The sequence below is a fragment of the Labilibaculum euxinicum genome, from assembly GCF_963678175.1.
Classification (GTDB): domain Bacteria; phylum Bacteroidota; class Bacteroidia; order Bacteroidales; family Marinifilaceae; genus Labilibaculum; species Labilibaculum euxinus.
The window spans coordinates 3,079,337-3,099,862 of sequence record NZ_OY782756.1 but is presented as its reverse complement, the minus strand read 5'-3'; the positions used below and the strand labels follow the sequence as shown (position 1 = coordinate 3,099,862).

The window sequence follows — 20,526 nt, the reverse complement described above, 5'->3', positions numbered from 1 at the left end:
ATTCTTTGGGAGAAATGATTGAGTAAATTTAGATACTAATCGGTATAAATGCAGAAGAGGCAAAAAACATGGTTCGGATTCCTCCATTCTGTTAAGTAACTATTTTTAGAAATCATTTCTAATTATGCTACATACAAGTTCAGAACATATATTGAAAAAAACAAATATCAGCCTGATAATGGAAATTATCAAACATATATTTTTTTATACAAAAAGAGCCGTATCAATCAAGATACAGCCCTTTTCCATCCTATTATTTTGCGCTTGTTAATTATTTAGCTTCGTATGCTCCTGCATCTAAATCAGACAAGCTCCTATTTTTATCTTCCATATCCTCTTGAGGGAAATCAAGAATTCCAACTGCAAAATTGAGCGCTTTAGAACCTGAAATCAAATGAAAATCTCTTTCTGTAAAGTCTGCAAAACCAAGATCGCCGCTACTTACCAGATTTTGAGATTCAATAAATGGATTCGATGTTGAGACATCGACATAATTAATATCTCCATCGGTTCTAATTAGTATGTTTCCGAAAGATTCTAACTCACTTTCCATGCTTTTCCAGGTATTGGCATAAATAACAGGTTTGTTGCCGGATAATAAAGTATTAAATCGAACTGTAACTTTTCCAAGAGGTGAGTCTTCATTTGACATGTAAAGACTAATCGCATTTTCGAAATTATCAAATATCACATTGTTTTCAATTAATAATGTGCCGTAAAAAGCAGAATGATCACTTGAGAAAGATATGCCACTGGCTTTTCCATCATAAATTTTATTTTTCGAAATGGTTCCATAAGATCGTACACTAATTCCTACTCCTTTGCCATCTTCCGAACCACATTTGGAAATGGTATTTCCTTCAATCATAAAATTTTTCCCGCACAAATAAATACCGTGCGGAGTGTGTCCGTCTATATTAACAAGACTCACTTCATTAATTATGTTGCCCAAACACTTAGTGTTAATATGATCTTCCCCAGCAAATATTCCTATTCCTGAAACATTATAAATCTCATTTCCTTCAATTAAAATGTCATCGGAGCTTTGACCGGCTTGTAAAAAAATCGCATGCGATTGCAGATTCCTGAAAATACAATCCCTAATAATCACGTGATCTACAGTCTTAATTAAAAGTGCAATATCAGACATGTTTTCAAATGTACAGTTACGTATTATCAAACTATCATTTTCATGACCATCAATAATCAAGGTTTTATTAAAAGTCTGATTTTCAATTATTGGTCTATTCTCAGTGTTAGTGCCACCAGTAGTGTCTGCAACTGTTGTGTCGTCATTATTCTCGTCAACTATTGGTTCAACAACCTCGGTTGAATCCTGCTCTTCAACTAATTCATCATCACAACTTGCAAACGAAAACCACATGGTCAATATCATCATTACTGCAATCACTCTACTCTTATTTCTCATTGATATTATTATTAAAGATAGTTTATTTTCTTATTATATTTTTTTGCAAAAAGACACCTCATTCCAAACTATACGTTTAGATTATTAATCAAATATTAACCAAGTTTGTGGAATAAAACTGCTGTAATCACAGTGGATTATTCAATATTAAAATATCGTGAGGGGTAAAAAAATGGATGATTTTGAGGAATTCAAAACCTTTCTTTTTATTGGAAGGGTTATCAAGATGAGCTTTCTTTTGTAAGCTCTTAAAGCGGAATCCAATATATGATCCTTTCTCTTTCAATTTTGCCATCTGTAATTAATTAGACATTTTTCAACTTCACAACTCACATAGAGAATTCTGTGCCAAAAAAAATTTCATTCACTGGGTTGAAACTTCCTAAGGCATTTAACGGTCGGGAAATGTGAATGTTACAAAAGTTTAAGTATTTTTAATCAATCTAAACAACAAAAATTTACATTTATATAGTGTAGAAACAATCTACAGTGCGTGAAAGTACTACACGAATCGAAGTGACTAATTATCATATCAATAAGTATTCCAGGTAAAATATTTTGTCAGCAACTTTAAGTATAAGACTGATTCATTAAAATCAAGCAATATTTGCATTGATGGACTTTTTCTTAATTCTGATACAGGATTTAATACACAGGGATTTAGAAAACATTGTTACATCTGTGATGTAATTGATCAAAATAAGCGCGCATGTAAAAATGACGTTTCATTCTTTGACAAATCACTTTATAAGTAACGGTTTGTTGTTGAAAGAATCAATGCACGGTTAAATACTTTTAAATAGATACCTGTACGTTTTGAAACAAAAAAACACATTGGTTAGCTCCGAATATCTTTGCATTTATCATTATTTTACTAAGACATTTTTAAATAACTTCATTAAATCGAATCCATTTTTTCCTCAACGAAATATCAATTATTGATACATTTAAATTTATTATTGCTCTTCCATCGATTGCATAGAATTCTTTTTATTTTTTTAACATTTTTTAGTTCGGTTGAAACCGAACTAAATGTATATTTGTTCCAGAAAAATTTAAGAAAAATGAAAAACAGGAAAGATTTGGAAGAGGAAAAGAAATATTTAGTGGAAAAGTTTGGTCTGTTTATGGAGGGGCAAGAAAAGTTATCGCCTATCGGAGCGAGAATTTTCGCTACCCTTTTCATTAATAAAGAAAATGGAGCCACTTTTGATGATTTGGTTCATTTTTTAGGTGCCAGCAAAAGTACGATCTCCACTAATCTTCAGAGTCTAACCAAATCGAACATGATTGTGTATTTTACAAAACCTGGTGACCGGAAAAAGTACTATACCTTATCACCTGTTGGATTCATTTCTAGAATTGAAGAAAAAATAGCTGACTATAAAACAGAACACCTTTTGGTTGAACAGATATTAGAGTACAAAAAAACAGCCAATGGGATTATTAAGGAAGAAGACCAGCAATATGGCTCTAATCAAGAAACGCCCTATTTAGACTACTTATCAAATACTGTAAGACTTCTGGAACAGCTTCGTGATCAAATAAAAGCGAAATGTCCAATAACTAATTAAATATGAAATAAATAACACTGACACCTAAACATATTTGGACTTGCACAATCAGCAAGTTCGCTATATATAGAACTAAAGGAACTAATTAAAAACAATTTATACATTTATTCAAATCATGAAAAGAAATTACATCTTAGCAAGTATGGCCATTATCCTACTTGGTTTATCATCTTGTAAGGATTCATCGCAACCACAAATGGCTCGTGGACCAATGCCATTCCCTGTACAATCAGTGAAAAAAGAAAACATTACTATTTACACAGAATATGCTGCAAATATAGAAGGAGAACAAAACATAGAAATTCGTCCTAAAGTGGATGGTTTTATTGAAAAAATATATATTGATGAAGGCAGCCAGGTTAAAGAAGGACAGATTCTGTTTAAATTATCTGCCAAAACTTTAAATCAGCAAGTTAAAGCTGCCGAAGCAAATGTTGAAGTAGCAAAAGCTCAGGTGGTATCAGCACAAGTTGATGTGAATAAAATAAAACCTTTGGTAGAGAAAAATATCATTAGCGCGGTACAATTAGAAACATCAGAAAGCAATTTAAATGCTGCAAAAGCTCAGTTGATAGCTGCTAGAGCAGATTATATGAATGCCAAAGAAAATTTAGACTATACTATTATCAAGAGTCCGGTTGACGGAATTGTTGGAAGTATACCTTATAGAATTGGAAGCTTAGTTGGTCGTACAGAATCTCAACCACTTACTACAGTGTCCAATATTAGTAATGTATATGCTTACTTCTCTTTAAACGAGAAGCAATTATTACAATTCAATCGACAATTGAATGGCAATAGCGTTAAAGATATGATTAAGGCATTACCTGAAGTTGAGTTAATCCTTGCAGATGGATCAATTTACAATCAAAAAGGGAAAATTGAGACCATTAACGGAATGGTAAACCCAAGAACAGGAAGTGTTAGCTATCGTGCAATTTTCTCAAATCCAGACAATTTATTACGAAGTGGTATTAGTGGAAAAATAAAACTGCCATCTAACATAGATCAGGCAATTATTTTACCGCAAAAATCGACCTTCGAATTGCAGGGAAAACATTTTATTTATCTTCTTGGTAATGAAAACAAAATAGAGTCTAAAGAAGTATTTGTTTCAGAAACTCTTGGTAATGATTTTATTATTGAAGAAGGACTTACTGAAGGACAAGTATTTGTTGCCGGGGGATTAATCAAACTTAGAGAAGGAATGCAAATACTTCCACAAACCGGCTCCTCAACTCAACCAGACAACAGAGCATTTTCCAAAAAATAATATCAGGTTTTTAAACTGTAAATAAAAATCACATTTCATGTTAAGAAAATTTATTGAACGGCCGGTATTGTCGACTGTAATATCCATACTCATTGTAATTTTGGGAGTTTTAGGACTCTCTACTTTACCAAGAGAGCAATTTCCTGATATTGCACCTCCAACCGTGCAGATTTCTGCTACTTACCCTGGTGCCAATGCAGAAACTCTGCTAAAAAGTGTTGTCGTTCCTATAGAAGAAGCCGTTAATGGTGTAGAAAATATGACCTACATGTCCTCTACTGCCAGTAACGATGGAAGTGCAACCATAAGTGTTTACTTTGAATTAGGAACCAATGCTGATATTGCAGCAGTTAATGTTCAAAATAAAGTAGCAACAGTAAACAGCAAATTGCCGCAACAGGTAATTCAAACTGGAGTAACCACAAAAAAAGTTCAGAATAGTGTTTTGATGTTCTTTTCCGTTTTTACCGAAAACGAAGATTTAGATGCAACATTTATTGAGAATTATGCTCGTATCAACCTAATCCCTATGATCAAAAGGGTTAATGGTGTTGGTGATGCCAACGTTTTTGGCTCACGTGATTATTCGATGAGAATTTGGTTGAAACCTGAAAAAATGGCCGCTTATGGTCTTACTCCTCAGGATGTAGTCAGTGCCTTGAATGAGCAGAATTTGGAAGCTTCTCCAGGTAAATTTGGAGAGAATTCATCTCAGTCATTCGAATATGTTATTCGCTACAAAGGAAAACTTTCCACAAAAGAAGAATACGATAATATTATTCTTCGTTCGGAAGGTAACAGTAATTTCCTTCGTCTGAAAGATGTTGCAAAAGTTGAGTTGGGTGCCTTTAGTTATGCTACCAATAATATTACCAATGGTCATCCATCGGTAGCAGTTGCGGTATATCAAACTTCAGGATCGAATGCTCAGGAAATTATCAAAGAAGTAGAACGCACACTGCAATCTGCTAAAAAGAATTTTCCTAAAGGTATTGACTATGTGATTCCTTTCAATACCAATGAATTCTTAGATGCATCAATCAGTAAAGTAATTACTACCTTAATCGAAGCATTCCTTTTGGTATTTTTAGTGGTTTTTCTTTTCCTTCAGGATTTTAGATCAACCTTGATTCCTGCAATAGCAGTACCAGTGGCAATTGTTGGAACATTCTTCTTTCTGAACCTCTTTGGCTTCTCTGTTAATATGCTGACACTATTTGCTTTAGTACTCGCAATTGGTATAGTTGTAGATGATGCCATTGTTGTAGTTGAGGCGGTTCACGCTAAGCTTGATCATGGTGCGAAGAGTGCTAAAAAAGCTACTATATCGGCCATGAGCGAAATTACCGGCGCAATTATTTCCATTACTTTGGTTATGTCGGCAGTCTTTATTCCGGTATCCTTTTTAAAAGGATCAACAGGAGCTTTCTACCAACAGTTTGCAATCACGCTTGCAGTTGCTATTGTAATTTCAGCAATCAATGCATTAACCTTAAGTCCTGCATTGTGTGCTCTTTTACTTAAGCCACATAAACCAAGTGAAGAGCACAAACAAAATTTACAAAAAAGATTTTACACTTCATTCAATACGGGATTCGAAGTAATGACTAATCGATACGCTAACTCGGTCCGCTATTTAATTCAGAGAAAGTGGTTAACTGGTGTAATATTAGTCGTTTTCATCTCCTTAGCTGGATGGTTTTTCAAAACTACTGCAACAGGATTTATACCAAACGAAGACCAAGGAGTTATTTTCTGTGACATCTCATTACCTGCCGGAAGTACTTTGGATAGAACAGGTGAAGTTGTTACCAAGGTAGAAGCAATTATCAATCGTATTGATGTTGTTCAGGAAAAAATGTTTGTAGTTGGCTTTAGTATGTTAAGTGGCTCCAGAGGTGGCTCAAAAGCTTTCGCTGTAATTAAATTAAAAAACTGGAAAGAACGAAAACAGGACAATCAAAAAGTAGATGCAATAGTTGGGCAATTATTTGGAATGACAGCAGGAATAAATGAAGCAACAATATTATTTTTTGCTCCTCCAACAGTCAGAGGTTTTGGTAATTCTGATGGTTTTGAAATGCGTTTGCAGGATAAGTCGAATGGAGAATTTGACGACTTGATGGCCAAAAGTGGTCTGTTTCTGGGTGCATTAAACCAACGACCGGAAATTAAATATGCGAGAACTTCTTTTAATACAGGATTTCCTCAATATGAGATGGAAATAAATGTAGAGAAAGTAAAAGAAGCTGGCATTTCAGTAAATTCATTGTTTTCAACCCTTCAGGGATATTATGGAAGTTGGTATGCTGCCGACTTTAACCGGTTCGGAAAACAGTACCGTGTGATGATTCAGGCTGCTCCCGAAGATCGTGAAACAATTGAGTCAATGAATAATGTGTTTGTTAAAAATGCTCAAGGTGAATTGGTTTCGGTAAGTCAGTTTGTAAACATGAAAAAAGTAAGTGGTCCTGATGTTGTTAACCGTTTCAACCTTTTCAATTCAGCAACCATTAACGGCAATGTGAATCCGGGTTACAGTACCGGAGATGCCATTAAAGCCATTCAGGAAGTTGCAGCAGAAACATTACCATCAACCTACGGGTATGAATTCTCTGGAATGACACGTGAGGAACAAAAAGCAGGAAATCAAGCCATTTTAGTTTTTGCACTGAGTTTGATATTCGTGTATTTCTTACTTGCAGCGCAGTATGAAAGTTACATACTACCCTTCTCCATTATTCTATCACTTCCTATCGGGATATTTGGAGCCATCTTTTTTGTAAAGATGATTGGATTAGAAAACAACATTTATTTCCAGGTGGCCTTGATCATGTTGATTGGTTTGCTGGCAAAAAATGCGATTCTGATTGTGGAATTTGCCTTACAGCGTCGACGTCAGGGAATGGAATTGATGCAGGCAGCCGTTGAGGGAGCAAAAGCACGTTTACGTCCTATTTTAATGACTTCGTTCGCATTTATTCTGGGAATTGTACCATTGATGCTCGCAAATGGAGCCGGTGCAGTTGGTAACCGCTCAATAGGTACAGGTGCAGTTGGAGGAATGTTAATTGGAACCCTGTTTGGTGTGTTTGTGATTCCTGCCTTCTTCGTTATTTTCCAGACAATTCAGGAAAAAATTACAGGAGCTCCAAAACCGGAAGACAACGAATTGGAAACTGCAGAATAATATAGAGAAAGAAATGATGAAGAAAAGATATATAATACTTAGTCTGGTTGTAACAGCATTCAGTCTGCAATCCTGTTTTGTTGCCAAAAAATATCAGCAACCGGAGCTAGAGAATTCAGATCAGTACCGCAACGTTTCAACTACTGATTCAGCGACTCTTGCCAGCATGCCTTGGGAAGAATTGTTTACCGATGCGAACCTGCAAAGTTTAATTAATAAAGCTTTGGATAACAATTTGGATTACTTGATGGCAATTGAGCGCGTAAATGCGGCCGAAGCCTATTACAAACAAGGAAAAATGGGTTATCTGCCTAGTCTTAGCATGAGTGCTAATGGGGGGCATTACGAAGCATCAGACAACAGCCTGACAGGAATTGCGGCAGGTGGAAATGGTGCCGAATACGAAAATTACCAGTTAACAGGTACAATTTCATGGGAAGCCGATATCTGGGGAAAAATCAGAAGCAACAAAAGAGCAAGTCAAGCAGGTTATTTACAAAGCGAAGCTTCGCGAAGAGCTGTAGAAAGTTCGTTAGTTGGCAATTTGGCATCTGCTTATTTTCAATTAATTGCCTTAGATGCTCAGGTTGATGTTGCAAAACAAACAGTAACAAACAGAACTGAGAGTTTGGCAACAATGAAAAGCCTGAAAGAAGCCGGACAAGTTACCCAAGCTGCTGTGAAGCAAACCGAAGCACAGTTGTACAGCACTCAAATTCTTCTTTTAAATCTAGAAGAAAATGTAAATCTATTAGAGAACACTATTTCTCTTTTGCTGGGACAAAATGCAGGAACTATTGTTCGTGGAAAACTCGACGATCAAAAGATTACGGCTGAATTGCAAACTGGTTTTCCTGCACAGCTTTTAAGAAACCGACCAGATGTGATGGTTGCTGAATATGGCTTGATGAATGCTTTTGAGCTGACCAATGTTGCCCGCAGCAACTTCTACCCTAGTTTGAGTATTAGTGCAAGTGCGGGTTTGGAAAGTATCAATTTTGATGATTGGTTCAGTACGTCCTCTTTATTTAGCAATGTGATTGGGAATCTGACCCAACCACTTTTTAACAAACGAAACATCAGAACCCGATATGAAGTTGCCAAAGCACAACAAGCCGAAGCACGTTACAATTTTCAAAAATCGATACTAAATGCCGGAAAAGAAGTATCGGATGCATTGTACAGCTATCAGTCTGAACAAAAGAAATACGAGATCCAGAAAATGGAATTGGAAGCTTTAAAAAAGGCTGTTGAGTATTCTGAAGAATTGCTAAACAACGGCTACCAAAACACGACTTATATTGAAGTGTTGACAGCTCGCAGCAATGCCCTTTCTTCGGAGATTAATACCATCGACACAAAATTCCAACAATTGAATGCCATCGTTAAATTATACCTTTCGTTAGGTGGTGGATGGAATCGTAAGTAAGATTTAATAGTGGGTAGATTTTGACTGGATTGCATCGGTAGGATGATTTTGAAGTTAGTTCTTCAATTTAGTAATCCAGTCAAATCTTATTTTATATTTGATTTAGCATATCAATTAAACAGCAGTATACTTAGCTCAAAGCTGGCATGCTGCTGTTTTTAGTTATACGGTTGGTTTCACTTTTGATGTCAGTCTGTTTTCATCCCTTGAATGTTGTTCATTCAATACTTCCAAACTTTACAATTTCATAGTAGAATCCTGTAGATTGCAAACCTGAAATTTTCATTATCAGGTTCCAGTCATCAGGAAAAGAAGCGACACTATCTGTCAGTTCATTCAGAAATGATGTTTCGCTCAACTTATACAATGCTTCCGATTTGCCAAATGGCAGAAAAGAAACAAAAAACATGATTTTTTTTCCGTCGTAAGCCGAAATGTTGGAGACTATTGCATAATCATTCTGGAATACCGATCGATCAGGATTGTTTAGAGAAATATACTCTGTAGTATCTTGTTGTTCATTTAAAATAAAAATAGCCGGGGGTAAGTTGGAATAATGAAACCCGGTTTTTGCGAAAAAAGGATTAAGTACTCCCAAAGTGCCAAAATCGCCTACAAAAATCAGGTCATTCATCCGAACATCACTCAATGATAATTCCGAAGCATATTTCATACTGAATGGTTTGTGTGCTTTTTGGAAAATTTGTATCAACTGAAAAAAACAGTTGGGGATTTCTTCACCAAAATAACTTTGCCCCAATTTTTTCATACTGGCTTTTTGCTCCGGATTTTTATCCAGATATGCCATAAAGTCGTTTTGGCTGTTTATTTCCGGATTACGAACATAATTGAAGCTGCTATCCGGGAATTGCGTTTTTTGCATCATAAAATAATCTCCCAAAACGATCATCAGCGGGTTTTCCGATTGCAAATAGTAATCCCAAACCGGATTTTCATTTTCTATTTTTTGAGTGTTGAAGTTTCTATTGCCTGAGAAATAAAGGAATGCAAAAATCAACATCAGAATAAAAGAAACCGGAAACAAGAATTTGAGACTAATCGAATTTGGTTTTACTTCTTTCAATTCTGGTTTTTGCTCATTTTTTTTTGTTTCTGTCACCTCAAATACAACACGATAACTCCCCTTCGGAATTACAAACCGCACAGCATCATTATTTCCTTCATCCAGATAGTAAGAATTGAGCTTTTTACGCAGATTGTAAATATTGGAACGCACAATAGAATCCGATCCGGGATCGAATGAAGCATCACGTCCGAAAACGTCAATGGCAATAACCGTTTCTTTCAGAATTTTACCTTCGCGTGTAGCGCTTACCAAATAACGAAGCAATCGAACATCGTTTGCAGATGTAAAATACTTGCTGCCGGCAATTTTATTCAGCCAGAAATTGTCATCGAAATTGTTACTCATGGTAGATATTACGGTTGTCCTGCGAAAGTTACTAAATCATTTTAAATAACACATAAAAACAAAAAACGAATAGGTCAATAACAGTTAATGACAGAAAATAACAGCCTGTTTATAAGACTTTCGCTTATATTAGCAAAAAAAAGTTATGCGACTTCCTATTTCATGTATTGCTCTTATTATGGCATTGCTGGCTTGTAACAGGCAAAAAGAAAATGCATCCAATGAATCGGTTCCTGAAAGTTCCAATGGCTGGGAATATGCCGATTCTGTCAGAAATGAAATACAGTCTGCAAAAATCCCAACAGATACTTTACGTCTGATCGATTTTGGATCTGAAGATGATTCTCAAAGAATCCAGAAAGCAATCGACCATGTTTATGAACTGGGTGGTGGTACAATTCTAATTCCTCCTGGAATCTACTATACCGGACCTATTGTTCTGAAGAGTAAAATAAATTTGTATTTGGAAGAAGGTGCTGAACTCAAATTTATAGCGAAACCAGAAATATATCCGTTAGCTTATAACTGGTTTAACGGCATTCCATGCATGAACTATTCATCCATGATTTATGCAAAAGATGCAAGCGACATACAGATAAGCGGCAAAGGTATTATCGACGGTCAGGGAAATGATCCTGTTTGGAAAAGCATGAAATTTCATGAAAGAAAGGATTGGGAATTATTGAAAGAGCTGGAAAATACTAATGTGAAACCCATCAACCGTAAATTTGGGAATGGCCACTCTATCCGCCCGGATTTGATTACTTTTTTGGAATGTTCCCGAATAAATATTTCGGGAGTAAAAATTAAAAATGCCCCTTTTTGGGTTATTCACCCTATTTTATGCAAACATGTAACAATTAAAAATTGTTTGATCAGCAGTCATGGATATGACCAGATTGGAATTGGATTGGAAAGCAGTGAAAATATTCTTGTTGACAGTACAAAATTTCAATTTGTTGACGATGGAGTAAAGATTCTTTCAGGGCGGGTTAAAATCCCAAACAATCGTGCTTCAAAGAATATCGTAATCCAAAATTCAATTTTCGAAAATGTTCTTTATTCGGCAGTGATTATCAGCTCTCAAACACAAGCCGGAGCCAATCATATTTTCCTGTCTGATTTAAAAATTGACACAAGCGAAACTGCTTTGCGTATTTTCGCCAATGCCAGACTAAAGGGAAAGCTCCACGAGATATTTTTAAAAAATATTCAGGCAAACCATATTACCGGTTCATTTTTACTTAGCAATATTAACAACAGTTCAAACCTATCCGGTTCCAGTCCATTGTTATATAATATTCATCTCGATAAAATTAATGCCGAGAATTGTGGCAGGGCTTTTCTTCTTAACGGACATAGTAAAAATTTGATTTATAATGTAAATGTCCGTGATTCTAAGTTTTCAACCTTTAAAGGTTCATTTGTAAAGAACCTGCAAAACATGAGCTTTTCAAATGTTCGGGAAAATGAGAAAAATTATTCGGGAACAAATACGGTTGGGAACATTCAAATTCCAAAAATCAATCTGGAACATAACGAAGATGACATTTTAAATTCCAACAATATAAAATTCAATGATCTTCCAAAATCTGTGAAAAATACACTTGCGGCTAATTATCCTCAGATTCCTGTCAATAATATTGACCAAATGATAACCCAGTCAAATATTATCTACAACATTAATTTGAAACTCGAATCGTCAAAAGAACTAAAGCTCTTAGTACTGGCCGACGGGAAGATCATGCGATCCAAATCAGATATTACATTTGGTGAACTACCAAAAGCAGTTATATCAGCTTTGCAAAGCTATTTAAAGATCACTCCTGCCCCCCTCATGATCAATGAAATAAAGAAAATTGCTTTTCAGGATTTCGCATATTTCGAAATTAAAGGAGAGTACAACCGAAAATTATTCGCCGTTGGAATCAATAATAACGGAGATATAATTGAAGAAAAACAGAAAATAATCACCACTTATTTTTCGCCTAGTCAAATAAAGTAAAAACAAAAATCTATGAAACACCCCTGTAAAAAGTGTTACACACAGGAGAATGAGTGTAATTTGGGCGTTTTATATGGCAACAAAAAACAAATCATAAACATATGAAAAATATTTATTTGATCTCAATGATCATGGTTCTGACAATAACTTCTGTTTCAGCAAAAAACAAGCAAACAATAACTCAGGATTATTTGAGTCTGAAATGGAAACAGGTATCAACCAAAATGCCTGCCGAATGGTATGGAACTAAGGATGCGAAATTGGTGGCAGAAAACGTACTGCTTAGTCAAAAAGAAATTGGAGGATGGGAAAAAAACAAGCCTTATCATCATGCATTTTCTGAATCAGAGAAAGCTCATTATATTCAGACTAAGTCTGAAATTGGTGCCACATTCGATAACGGTGCAACAATATCAGAACTACGGTTTCTGGCTAAAGTATACTCCCATTTTCGTGACGACCGATACAAACAGGCATTTGAAAAAGGACTTGACTATATTTTTATTTCGCAATACGAAAATGGCGGATGGCCACAGTTTTATCCTTACAAAGGTGATTATGCAGACCATATTACCTATAATGATGATGCGATGGTAAATACCATGAAATTTTTGTTTCAAATACTAGATGACAGTAAAGAATTTTCGTCCTTACAAATAAATAAAAACCGAAAGGACAAAGCCCAAAAAGCATTCGACAAAGGAATTCAATGCATTCTTAAAACCCAGATTGTTGTAAATGGTCAACCAACAGTATGGTGTGCTCAACACGATGAAAAAACATTCGCTCCGGCTAATGCACGTGCATACGAATTGGCATCGTTTAGTGGTGGCGAATCGGTCAATATAGCACTTTTATTAATGAAGATAGATAAGCCTTCCAAGGAAATTATTGCTGCTGTAAATGGAGCTGTAAAATGGTTCGAGGCCAACAAAATAGAAGGAGTGAAATTAACGCAGGAAACAGATAAAAACGGGAAGAATAATCGAATTATTGTTAAAGATAAAAATGCTTCCCCATTATGGGCCCGTTTTTACGATTTAGAAACAGGCAAGCCTTATTTCTGCAGCCGCGATGGAATTAAAAGAAACTCTCTGGCTGAGATTAGCTACGAACGCCGAAATGGTTACGGCTGGTATACAAATGCTCCTGCCAAACTCTTGAAAGAATATCCTGACTGGAGAAAAAAAGTAAATGCAAAATAACTACCAAGCCAGTACCAGATTCTGCAGATAATAACTTTTTATAGAGAATTATGATTTCACTTAAAAATATCATTAAACTTTTACCTCAATTTTTTCTGGTACTGTCCTTGCATGCTCAGGAATGTGATGTTCCTTTTAAGGTACATTCTCTCTTTAAGTTTGATCAGCCCGAAACTCTGGGACTCCCTTTCGCCAAGGGGCTTGAAACAATAACAATATTTGCACCGCAAAACGGCGATAATAAATACAATCACGGAGTAGTACTGTTTCCGTTTAAAGGAATGCTTTATGCACAATGGCAAAGTTCATCGGTTGATGAAGATGGTGAAGATACTCAGGTTTTTTACAGCAGAAGTAAAAATGGAAAAGATTGGAGTAAACCTTCTGCATTAACCAAAAAATGGAAGTTCGGAATAAAAACAAACGGCGGATGGTGGAGTGACGGAAATACCCTTGTGGCTTATATTTGTAATTGGCCCGATAAAAACGAAGGAGCTAAAGAAGGTTATACCGAATACATTACATCAACCGATGGGATACACTGGAAATCGCCAAAACCTCTTACAAATAGTAATGGACAACCTGTTTTAGGAATTATTGAACAGGATGTTCATGCATTAAAAACCGGCCGGATCATTACGGCTTTTCATATGCAGCCCGGATTGATAGTTACACCATTTTATACTGATGATCCGCTTGGCATATCGGGTTGGACATCCGGAAAAATGATTAACATGCCGGCAAACAATAAAAATATAAGCAGGGAAATTGAACCCAGTTGGTTTTACAGAAAAGACAGCACCATTGTCATGATTTTCCGGGATCAGGACAATAGTTTTAAAAAACTTGCTTCAATTAGCAAGGACAATGGTTTAAGCTGGACTACTCCTGTAATTGTTGACACACCAGACTCAAGGGCGAAGCAGAGTGCAGGAAATTTACCCGACGGCACAGCCTTTATGGTTAATAATCCTTCGGGAAACAAAAGTCGGTTTCCTCTTGCAATCACTTTAAGTAAAGATGGTTTCACATTTGATCATGCTTACCTACTGCGCAACGGTAACGAAGATCTTCAGCCCATGAGATGTAAGGGAAAATACAAACGAATTGGATATAGTTATCCCAAAAGTGTGATTTGGGGTGATTACCTCTACGTATCCTATGCAACCAATAAAGAAGATGCAGAGTTAACCAGAATTCCGATTGACAGTTTGCTCTGGCAACAGGATCTGCTGCTTAATGAGTAGCTGCATGCCCGACACTTACTTTCAATAAAAAAACGCATTAAAAAATAATACCAACCATTATTAAATAATAACAAGAATAGGATGAAACAGTTTGCAATACAAATAGCATTGATATTTTTACTGGTAAATACATCAATATCATTTGCTCAAAACCCACTCAATTTTGGCAGCAGCATTAAAACTGCAGATCCTTCAGGCCATGTATGGAAAGATGGGAAAATGTACCTTTATACTTCCCATGATGAAGAATGTCAGCCTGATTTTTTCATGAAAGACTGGCACGTGTTTTCCTCCTCCGATTTGGTAAATTGGACCGATCATGGTGCCTGTTTATCGGTTGATGATCTTTCGTGGGCCGATAATTTCGCCTGGGCACCTGATTGCGCCTATAAAAATGGCAAATATTATTTCTGTTTCCCTGCCGGCACCGGTTTTAAAGATCGTGTAAATTCTAAAAACAGCACAAAATGGATGGGATTAGGAATTGCAGTAAGTGATTCTCCAACAGGTCCTTTTGTTGATGCAATTGGAGCCCCTTTATGGAAAAAACCTTACGCCAACGATCCTTGTCTTTTTGTAGATGATGATGACAAAGCCTACATCTATTTTAATGGTGGAGGCGACTATTTTGCTGCAGAAATGGCTGACGATATGCTTAGCGTTAAAGGTGATCTGATTAAAATGGATATGGGCGGATACAATCCAAAAAGAGAAGGCCCGTGGGTATTTAAAAGAAATGGAAATTACTATTATACCATGCCTGAAAACAACAGAATCCTTACTTATTATATGTCCAAATCGCCTATCGGCCCTTGGAAATATCAGGGCGTTATTATGCAGCAGGAAGGGGAAAGTAATAATCACCATTCAATTGTTGAATTTAAAGGACAATGGATTTTATTCTACCACCGCTGGCTTAAAACAAAATCAACCTGCGATAAAACACAACGTCAGTGTTGTGCTGAATACCTTTATTTTAACGAAGACGGAACCATTCAGGAAGTAAAAAGAACTGATACAGGTGTTTGGGAAACCTCGGCTGACTAACAATATAAGATTATTAAAAAATCTAAACCAATACAACAATGTCAAGAACTTTTATTCTATTTATTTTTGTTTGTTTAGTCAATGTTTCCATGGCGCAGCATGTCGATATTACGGTTGCACAAGATGGAAGCGGAGACTGCAAAACAATTACTGAGGCAATTGAACAACTGCCCGACACAACATACGGACGTGTTGTAATTTTTATTAAAAATGGCATTTACCATGAAAAATTCAGAATTGAGTATGATAATTTGAGCCTGATTGGCGAAAACAGAGATTCTACTATCATTAAATACAGCCTGTTACGAACCGATTGGATGAAAAACAAAGATGCAATTGGCGAAGCCGTTGTCAATATACATGCAGATGATGTAATCCTAAAGAATCTGACCATTGCAAACAGTCAACCCGAAATTGGCCCTCATGCATTTGCCGTTTACGGCAGAGGCACGAGAACAATTATTGACAACTGCACCATTACAAGCAAGGGAGCTGATACGGTTTCTCTTTGGGATTCGGAAAACGGAATGTACTATCATACCAATTGCCATTTTGAAGGCGCCGTGGATTTTGTGTGTCCCCGGGGCTGGTGTTTTATATCCAACTCTTCTTTTTATGAAGTAAAACAAACAGCCGCGATCTGGCATGCCGGATCGATCGATAAAAATCAAAAATTTGTAATCAAAAATTCTTTTTTTGATGGTATAGAAGGATTCCATCTGGGACGGCATCATTATGAGGCCAGATTCTATTTGATTAATTGCATCTATTCCAAACATATGGCTGACAAACCAATCTATCGGGTAACATATCCCGATAAGCCTGAAAAGAATCAACCCTACATTTGGGGAGAGCGAAAATATTTTTCGAACTCTAAAAAAGAAGGCCAAGCTTTTAACTGGTTAACCGACAACATTCAAAACGCGGATACAATTTCTGCAAAATGGACTTTTGATGGTCGGTGGGATCCTGAGAATGCAATTCCTCCCAAATGTCTGAAAATTGACGAAAGTAGAGACGAATTCGTATTGACTTTTGCAGAAGAAATGACCATACGCGGCGATTTGCAAATAAAAGCCACCGACGGAACTGTCTATTCTCTTAAAAACAAAAAAGATGCGAAAACCATCATTTTCAGTAAAAACGGACAAGCATTAAAATCCAAATCGTTTGCAGTTGCAAGCGGAGAACTACTGGCAAGCCAGGCAAGCCTTACCGAACGAAAAATGAATCAAATACAAATTGACAAATAGATAAATTATTTCCAAACACCATATAAAAATTAAAAACATTCAAAATGAAGTACCTATCCAAAACAATCATTTTATTGCTGATTCTGTTTGCATCTTCTTGCACACAGAAAAAAGAAACTACCATTTTTCTTGTTGGTGACTCAACAATGGCCAATAAACCATTCGCAAATGGAAATCCGGAAAGAGGCTGGGGTCAAATCTTCCCTCTGTATTTAAATGAAGGCATACATGTAGAAAATCATGCTGTAAACGGACGCAGTTCAAAAAGCTTTCGGGATGAAGGAAAATGGGCCAAGGTTTTGGAAAATATGCAAACCGGAGACTATGTGATTATTCAGTTTGGGCATAACGATGAAAAAATAAAGGACAGCACCAGATATACCAATGCAGATACCGATTACAGACAAAATTTGATTCGTTTTGTAAGCGAAGCACGGCAAAAAGGCGGCATTCCTGTTTTAGCCACCTCTATCGTACGTCGAAAATTTGATGAGAAGGGTGTATTTCAAGAGAGCCATGGCATGTATCCACAGGTAGTTAGGGAAGTTGCAGAATCAGAACAGATTCCACTGCTTGATTTACAACAATTAACCAAAGAACTTCTTATCAATTATGGAGAAGATGCTTCAAAAAAATTATACTTACATATCAATGCCGGTGAATATGAGTCTTTGCCTGATGGTAGAAATGACGACACACATCTATCGGCAAGCGGAGCTTTTCGGATTTGTGATCTTGCCAAAAGTGAAATCACACAAAAAGTGCCTGAACTTAGCGTGTATTTTAAAAAGTAGGTAACAGGAAGAATATATCCTTCGAAATTATTTGCAAACCTTTTTTTCACATCCAGATTGTAAACACTCAATTTATGCAAAAAACCACACTGTTCACTTTATTTTCATTTTTACTATTGTGTTTGTCCTGCAATTCAAAATCAGACTCACTTACCTATCTGAAGATATCTGAAAACAAAAGATTTCTGACTACTGAAAATGGGGAACCTTTTTTTTGGTTGGGTGATACCGGATGGTTGCTTTTCACAAAACTTACGTGCGAAGAAGCAGAAAAATATTTTGAAGACAGACGTCAAAAAGGATTTAATATAATACAGGCAATGGTATTGCATGATGTTACAAAAGCAGTGAATGTTTACGGAGATTCTGCCCTGATAAACTGTCATGTTGATCAACCGGATACCACCTTGGGAAATTCAGCCGAAAATTCAGAACAGTACGACTATTGGGATCACATCGATTACCTGATAAATCTAGCGAATCAAAAAGGATTGTACATGGCACTGGTACCGGTTTGGGGATCGAATGTAAAAAGCGGTAACGTGTCTGAGCAAGAGGCGCAAAAGTACGCGGCATGGTTAGCCCTTAGGTATAAAAACTGTTCGAATGTAATTTGGATGAATGGCGGTGATACAAAGGGCTGTGACTCCACATCAACCTGGCAGGCTATTGGATCAGCCATTCGGCAAAACAGTCCGAAACAGCTTATTACCTTCCACCCTTTTGGCCGGATGCAGTCTTCAGAATGGTTCCATAACGAAGACTGGCTTGATTTTAACATGTTTCAATCGGGACACCGAAGATACGATCAGGACACGGACGTTCCCTATCATGGTGAAGACAACTGGAAATATGCTGCTGATGATTATGCAAAAATTCCGGTAAAACCAACTCTTGACGGTGAACCTTCTTACGAAGGCATTCCTCAGGGGCTTCACGATACCACTCAACCCTTGTGGACCGACTCTGATTGCCGAAGATATGCTTACTGGTCGGTTTTTGCAGGTGGCTGCGGTTTTACCTACGGCAATAATGCCATTATGCAATTTCATAAGAAAGGTGATGAAAATCCGGCTTATGGTTCGAAAGAGTATTGGGAACCGGCACTAAATGCTCCGGGAGCCATCCAGATGAAATACCTGAAGCAATTGATTTTATCAAAATCTTATTTCGACCGAATTCCTGCACAAGATCTTATTGCAGATGAGCAAGGCGAAAAATACGATTATCTATCTGCCGCAAAAGGCAGCGATTATGCATTTGTTTACACCTATACTGGTCGGATAATGAATATCAATCTGGAAAAAATGGATGTAAGCGAAGTGAAAGCCTCATGGTACAATCCCCGAAACGGTTCCTATACTGAAATAGGAACATTCGAGGCCAAAGGCATAAAATCCTTTGATCCTCCCGGAGATAAAACAAATGGAAATGATTGGGTACTGGTATTGGAAAATGATTGATCAGAATTGATTCGTTTATTGAAACAGGGTAAATAATTAACAAATAAAACTTAAAAGGAAATGAAAAAGAATTTGATTTTTCATCAACGAAATCTCTTATTATTGATTTTGTTTTTGTTCGGCTGCTCTTCATTACAAGAAAAACCAGTGGTTATTTATCTAATCGGAGATTCCACCGTGGCTGATTATGCTGATAATTACGAAGAAGGTAAAGATTATTACAAAACCAGATATCCTGTAACAGGCTGGGGACAGGTATTTCAGGAACAATTTACAGGAACTGATTTAACTGATTTCAAAAACATTTTCGATTCAGACAGTGTTGTTATTGATGATCGTGCACGGGGAGGTAGAAGTACGCGAACCTTTTTTCAGGAAGGAAGATGGAGATCGGTATGTAAAACCCTGAAAAAAGGCGATGTTGTAGTCATGCAGTTTGGTCATAATGATGCAGCACAGAACAAACCGGAGCGTTATACTGATATTGAAAGTTACAAGGAGTTCCTAAGATTATTTGTATCTCAAACAAGAGAAAAGAACGCAGTTCCAATTATTCTTACCCCTGTATGCAGAAATTACCCATGGAAAGACAGTCATTTAGAAAATGTTCATGGTGAATACCCAAAAGCAGCCTTGGATGTTGCTGTCGAAATGCAGGTCTGTTTTATTGATTTAAATCAATTATCCATGGATACTTTTAGCGGGAAAGGTCAGGAATATGTAACTAATAATTATTTTATGAATTTACCCGCCGGCATATATGAAGCATACCCGGAAGGACAATCAGACAATACACATTTTCAACCTGAAGGAGCAAAAGTTGTTGCTAAATTGGTTTTTGATGCAATGAAAACTGTAAAGAAATGAAACCATTTCATCCGAATTCTCCATCATAACTGAATTAAAAACTTTTGACATTCATTTAGCAGATACAAAAAGCCACTAATGTGGCTTTTTTCATGCCCCTAGCCCCTTATTTTTTTGTTCTTACCATACTCCTGCCTTTAAAACCTCACCCTATCTATCTCCCTTAAGGAGAGGAGAATACAGCTCCTAATATCTGCACGTTTTTTTTTGAAAGAAGGCTCCCTTCTCCTCGAGGAGAAGGGCCGGGGTTGAGGTGTCTGTTCCCTCCCATCTAGCCAACGCCTAAAATAGTGGCCAAGTTTATTTCATCCTTTATTT

General features: G+C 36.6%; 14 protein-coding genes. 12 read left to right on the top strand and 2 right to left on the bottom strand.

What is annotated here, in order from left to right:
- Nucleotides 1-271 precede the first annotated feature (271 nt).
- Nucleotides 272-1,429, bottom strand: a complete 1,158-nt coding sequence (locus ACY0M5_RS12290; RefSeq protein WP_461629335.1) for a right-handed parallel beta-helix repeat-containing protein — start codon at nucleotides 1,427-1,429, stop codon at nucleotides 272-274.
- Nucleotides 1,430-2,493: 1,064 nt separating this feature from the next.
- On the opposite strand from ACY0M5_RS12290, the gene ACY0M5_RS12285 reads away from it, so the two are divergent.
- The 4 genes from ACY0M5_RS12285 (at nucleotide 2,494) to ACY0M5_RS12270 (ending at nucleotide 8,895) form a co-directional block, all read left to right on the top strand.
- Nucleotides 2,494-3,003: a GbsR/MarR family transcriptional regulator gene (locus tag ACY0M5_RS12285; RefSeq protein ID WP_156196013.1), complete on the top strand. Its 510-nt coding sequence runs from the start codon at nucleotides 2,494-2,496 to the stop codon at nucleotides 3,001-3,003.
- Nucleotides 3,004-3,118: 115 nt separating this feature from the next.
- A complete protein-coding gene (locus ACY0M5_RS12280) occupies nucleotides 3,119-4,276 on the top strand; it encodes an efflux RND transporter periplasmic adaptor subunit (protein WP_461629334.1) in 1,158 nt (385 codons plus the stop codon).
- Between the two features lie 37 nt (nucleotides 4,277-4,313).
- A complete protein-coding gene (locus tag ACY0M5_RS12275; RefSeq protein WP_124991616.1) occupies nucleotides 4,314-7,466 on the top strand; it encodes an efflux RND transporter permease subunit in 3,153 nt (1,050 codons plus the stop codon).
- A 13-nt stretch (nucleotides 7,467-7,479) separates the two neighbouring features.
- Nucleotides 7,480-8,895 (top strand): TolC family protein, encoded by a 1,416-nt coding sequence (locus ACY0M5_RS12270; protein ID WP_461629333.1) that lies wholly within the window; start codon nucleotides 7,480-7,482, stop codon nucleotides 8,893-8,895.
- A 217-nt stretch (nucleotides 8,896-9,112) separates the two neighbouring features.
- Here the strand turns inward: ACY0M5_RS12270 and ACY0M5_RS12265 are convergent, their stop codons facing one another.
- Entirely contained in the window at nucleotides 9,113-10,327 is a 1,215-nt protein-coding gene (locus ACY0M5_RS12265) for a hypothetical protein (protein WP_461629332.1), read from the bottom strand.
- A 145-nt stretch (nucleotides 10,328-10,472) separates the two neighbouring features.
- On the opposite strand from ACY0M5_RS12265, the gene ACY0M5_RS12260 reads away from it, so the two are divergent.
- From ACY0M5_RS12260 to ACY0M5_RS12225, 8 genes are all read left to right on the top strand, one after another.
- A complete protein-coding gene (locus tag ACY0M5_RS12260; RefSeq protein WP_461629331.1) occupies nucleotides 10,473-12,332 on the top strand; it encodes a glycoside hydrolase family 28 protein in 1,860 nt (619 codons plus the stop codon).
- A gap of 101 nt (nucleotides 12,333-12,433) precedes the next feature.
- Nucleotides 12,434-13,537, top strand: a complete 1,104-nt coding sequence (gene pelA, locus ACY0M5_RS12255; protein WP_461629330.1) for a pectate lyase — start codon at nucleotides 12,434-12,436, stop codon at nucleotides 13,535-13,537.
- 50 nt (nucleotides 13,538-13,587) lie between these two features.
- Nucleotides 13,588-14,784, top strand: a complete 1,197-nt coding sequence (locus ACY0M5_RS12250) for a sialidase family protein (protein ID WP_461629329.1) — start codon at nucleotides 13,588-13,590, stop codon at nucleotides 14,782-14,784.
- An 81-nt stretch (nucleotides 14,785-14,865) separates the two neighbouring features.
- On the top strand, nucleotides 14,866-15,831 hold the full coding sequence (locus ACY0M5_RS12245) for a family 43 glycosylhydrolase (RefSeq protein WP_461629328.1): 966 nt from the start codon (nucleotides 14,866-14,868) through the stop codon (nucleotides 15,829-15,831).
- A gap of 38 nt (nucleotides 15,832-15,869) precedes the next feature.
- Nucleotides 15,870-17,084, top strand: coding sequence for a pectinesterase family protein (locus ACY0M5_RS12240; protein WP_461629327.1), 1,215 nt, complete (start codon nucleotides 15,870-15,872; stop codon nucleotides 17,082-17,084).
- A gap of 44 nt (nucleotides 17,085-17,128) precedes the next feature.
- Nucleotides 17,129-17,878, top strand: a complete 750-nt coding sequence (locus ACY0M5_RS12235) for a rhamnogalacturonan acetylesterase (RefSeq protein ID WP_461629326.1) — start codon at nucleotides 17,129-17,131, stop codon at nucleotides 17,876-17,878.
- 74 nt (nucleotides 17,879-17,952) lie between these two features.
- Nucleotides 17,953-19,341, top strand: coding sequence for a glycoside hydrolase family 140 protein (locus ACY0M5_RS12230; protein ID WP_461629325.1), 1,389 nt, complete (start codon nucleotides 17,953-17,955; stop codon nucleotides 19,339-19,341).
- A 60-nt stretch (nucleotides 19,342-19,401) separates the two neighbouring features.
- Nucleotides 19,402-20,208, top strand: coding sequence for a rhamnogalacturonan acetylesterase (locus ACY0M5_RS12225; RefSeq protein ID WP_461629324.1), 807 nt, complete (start codon nucleotides 19,402-19,404; stop codon nucleotides 20,206-20,208).
- Nucleotides 20,209-20,526: the final 318 nt, after the last annotated feature.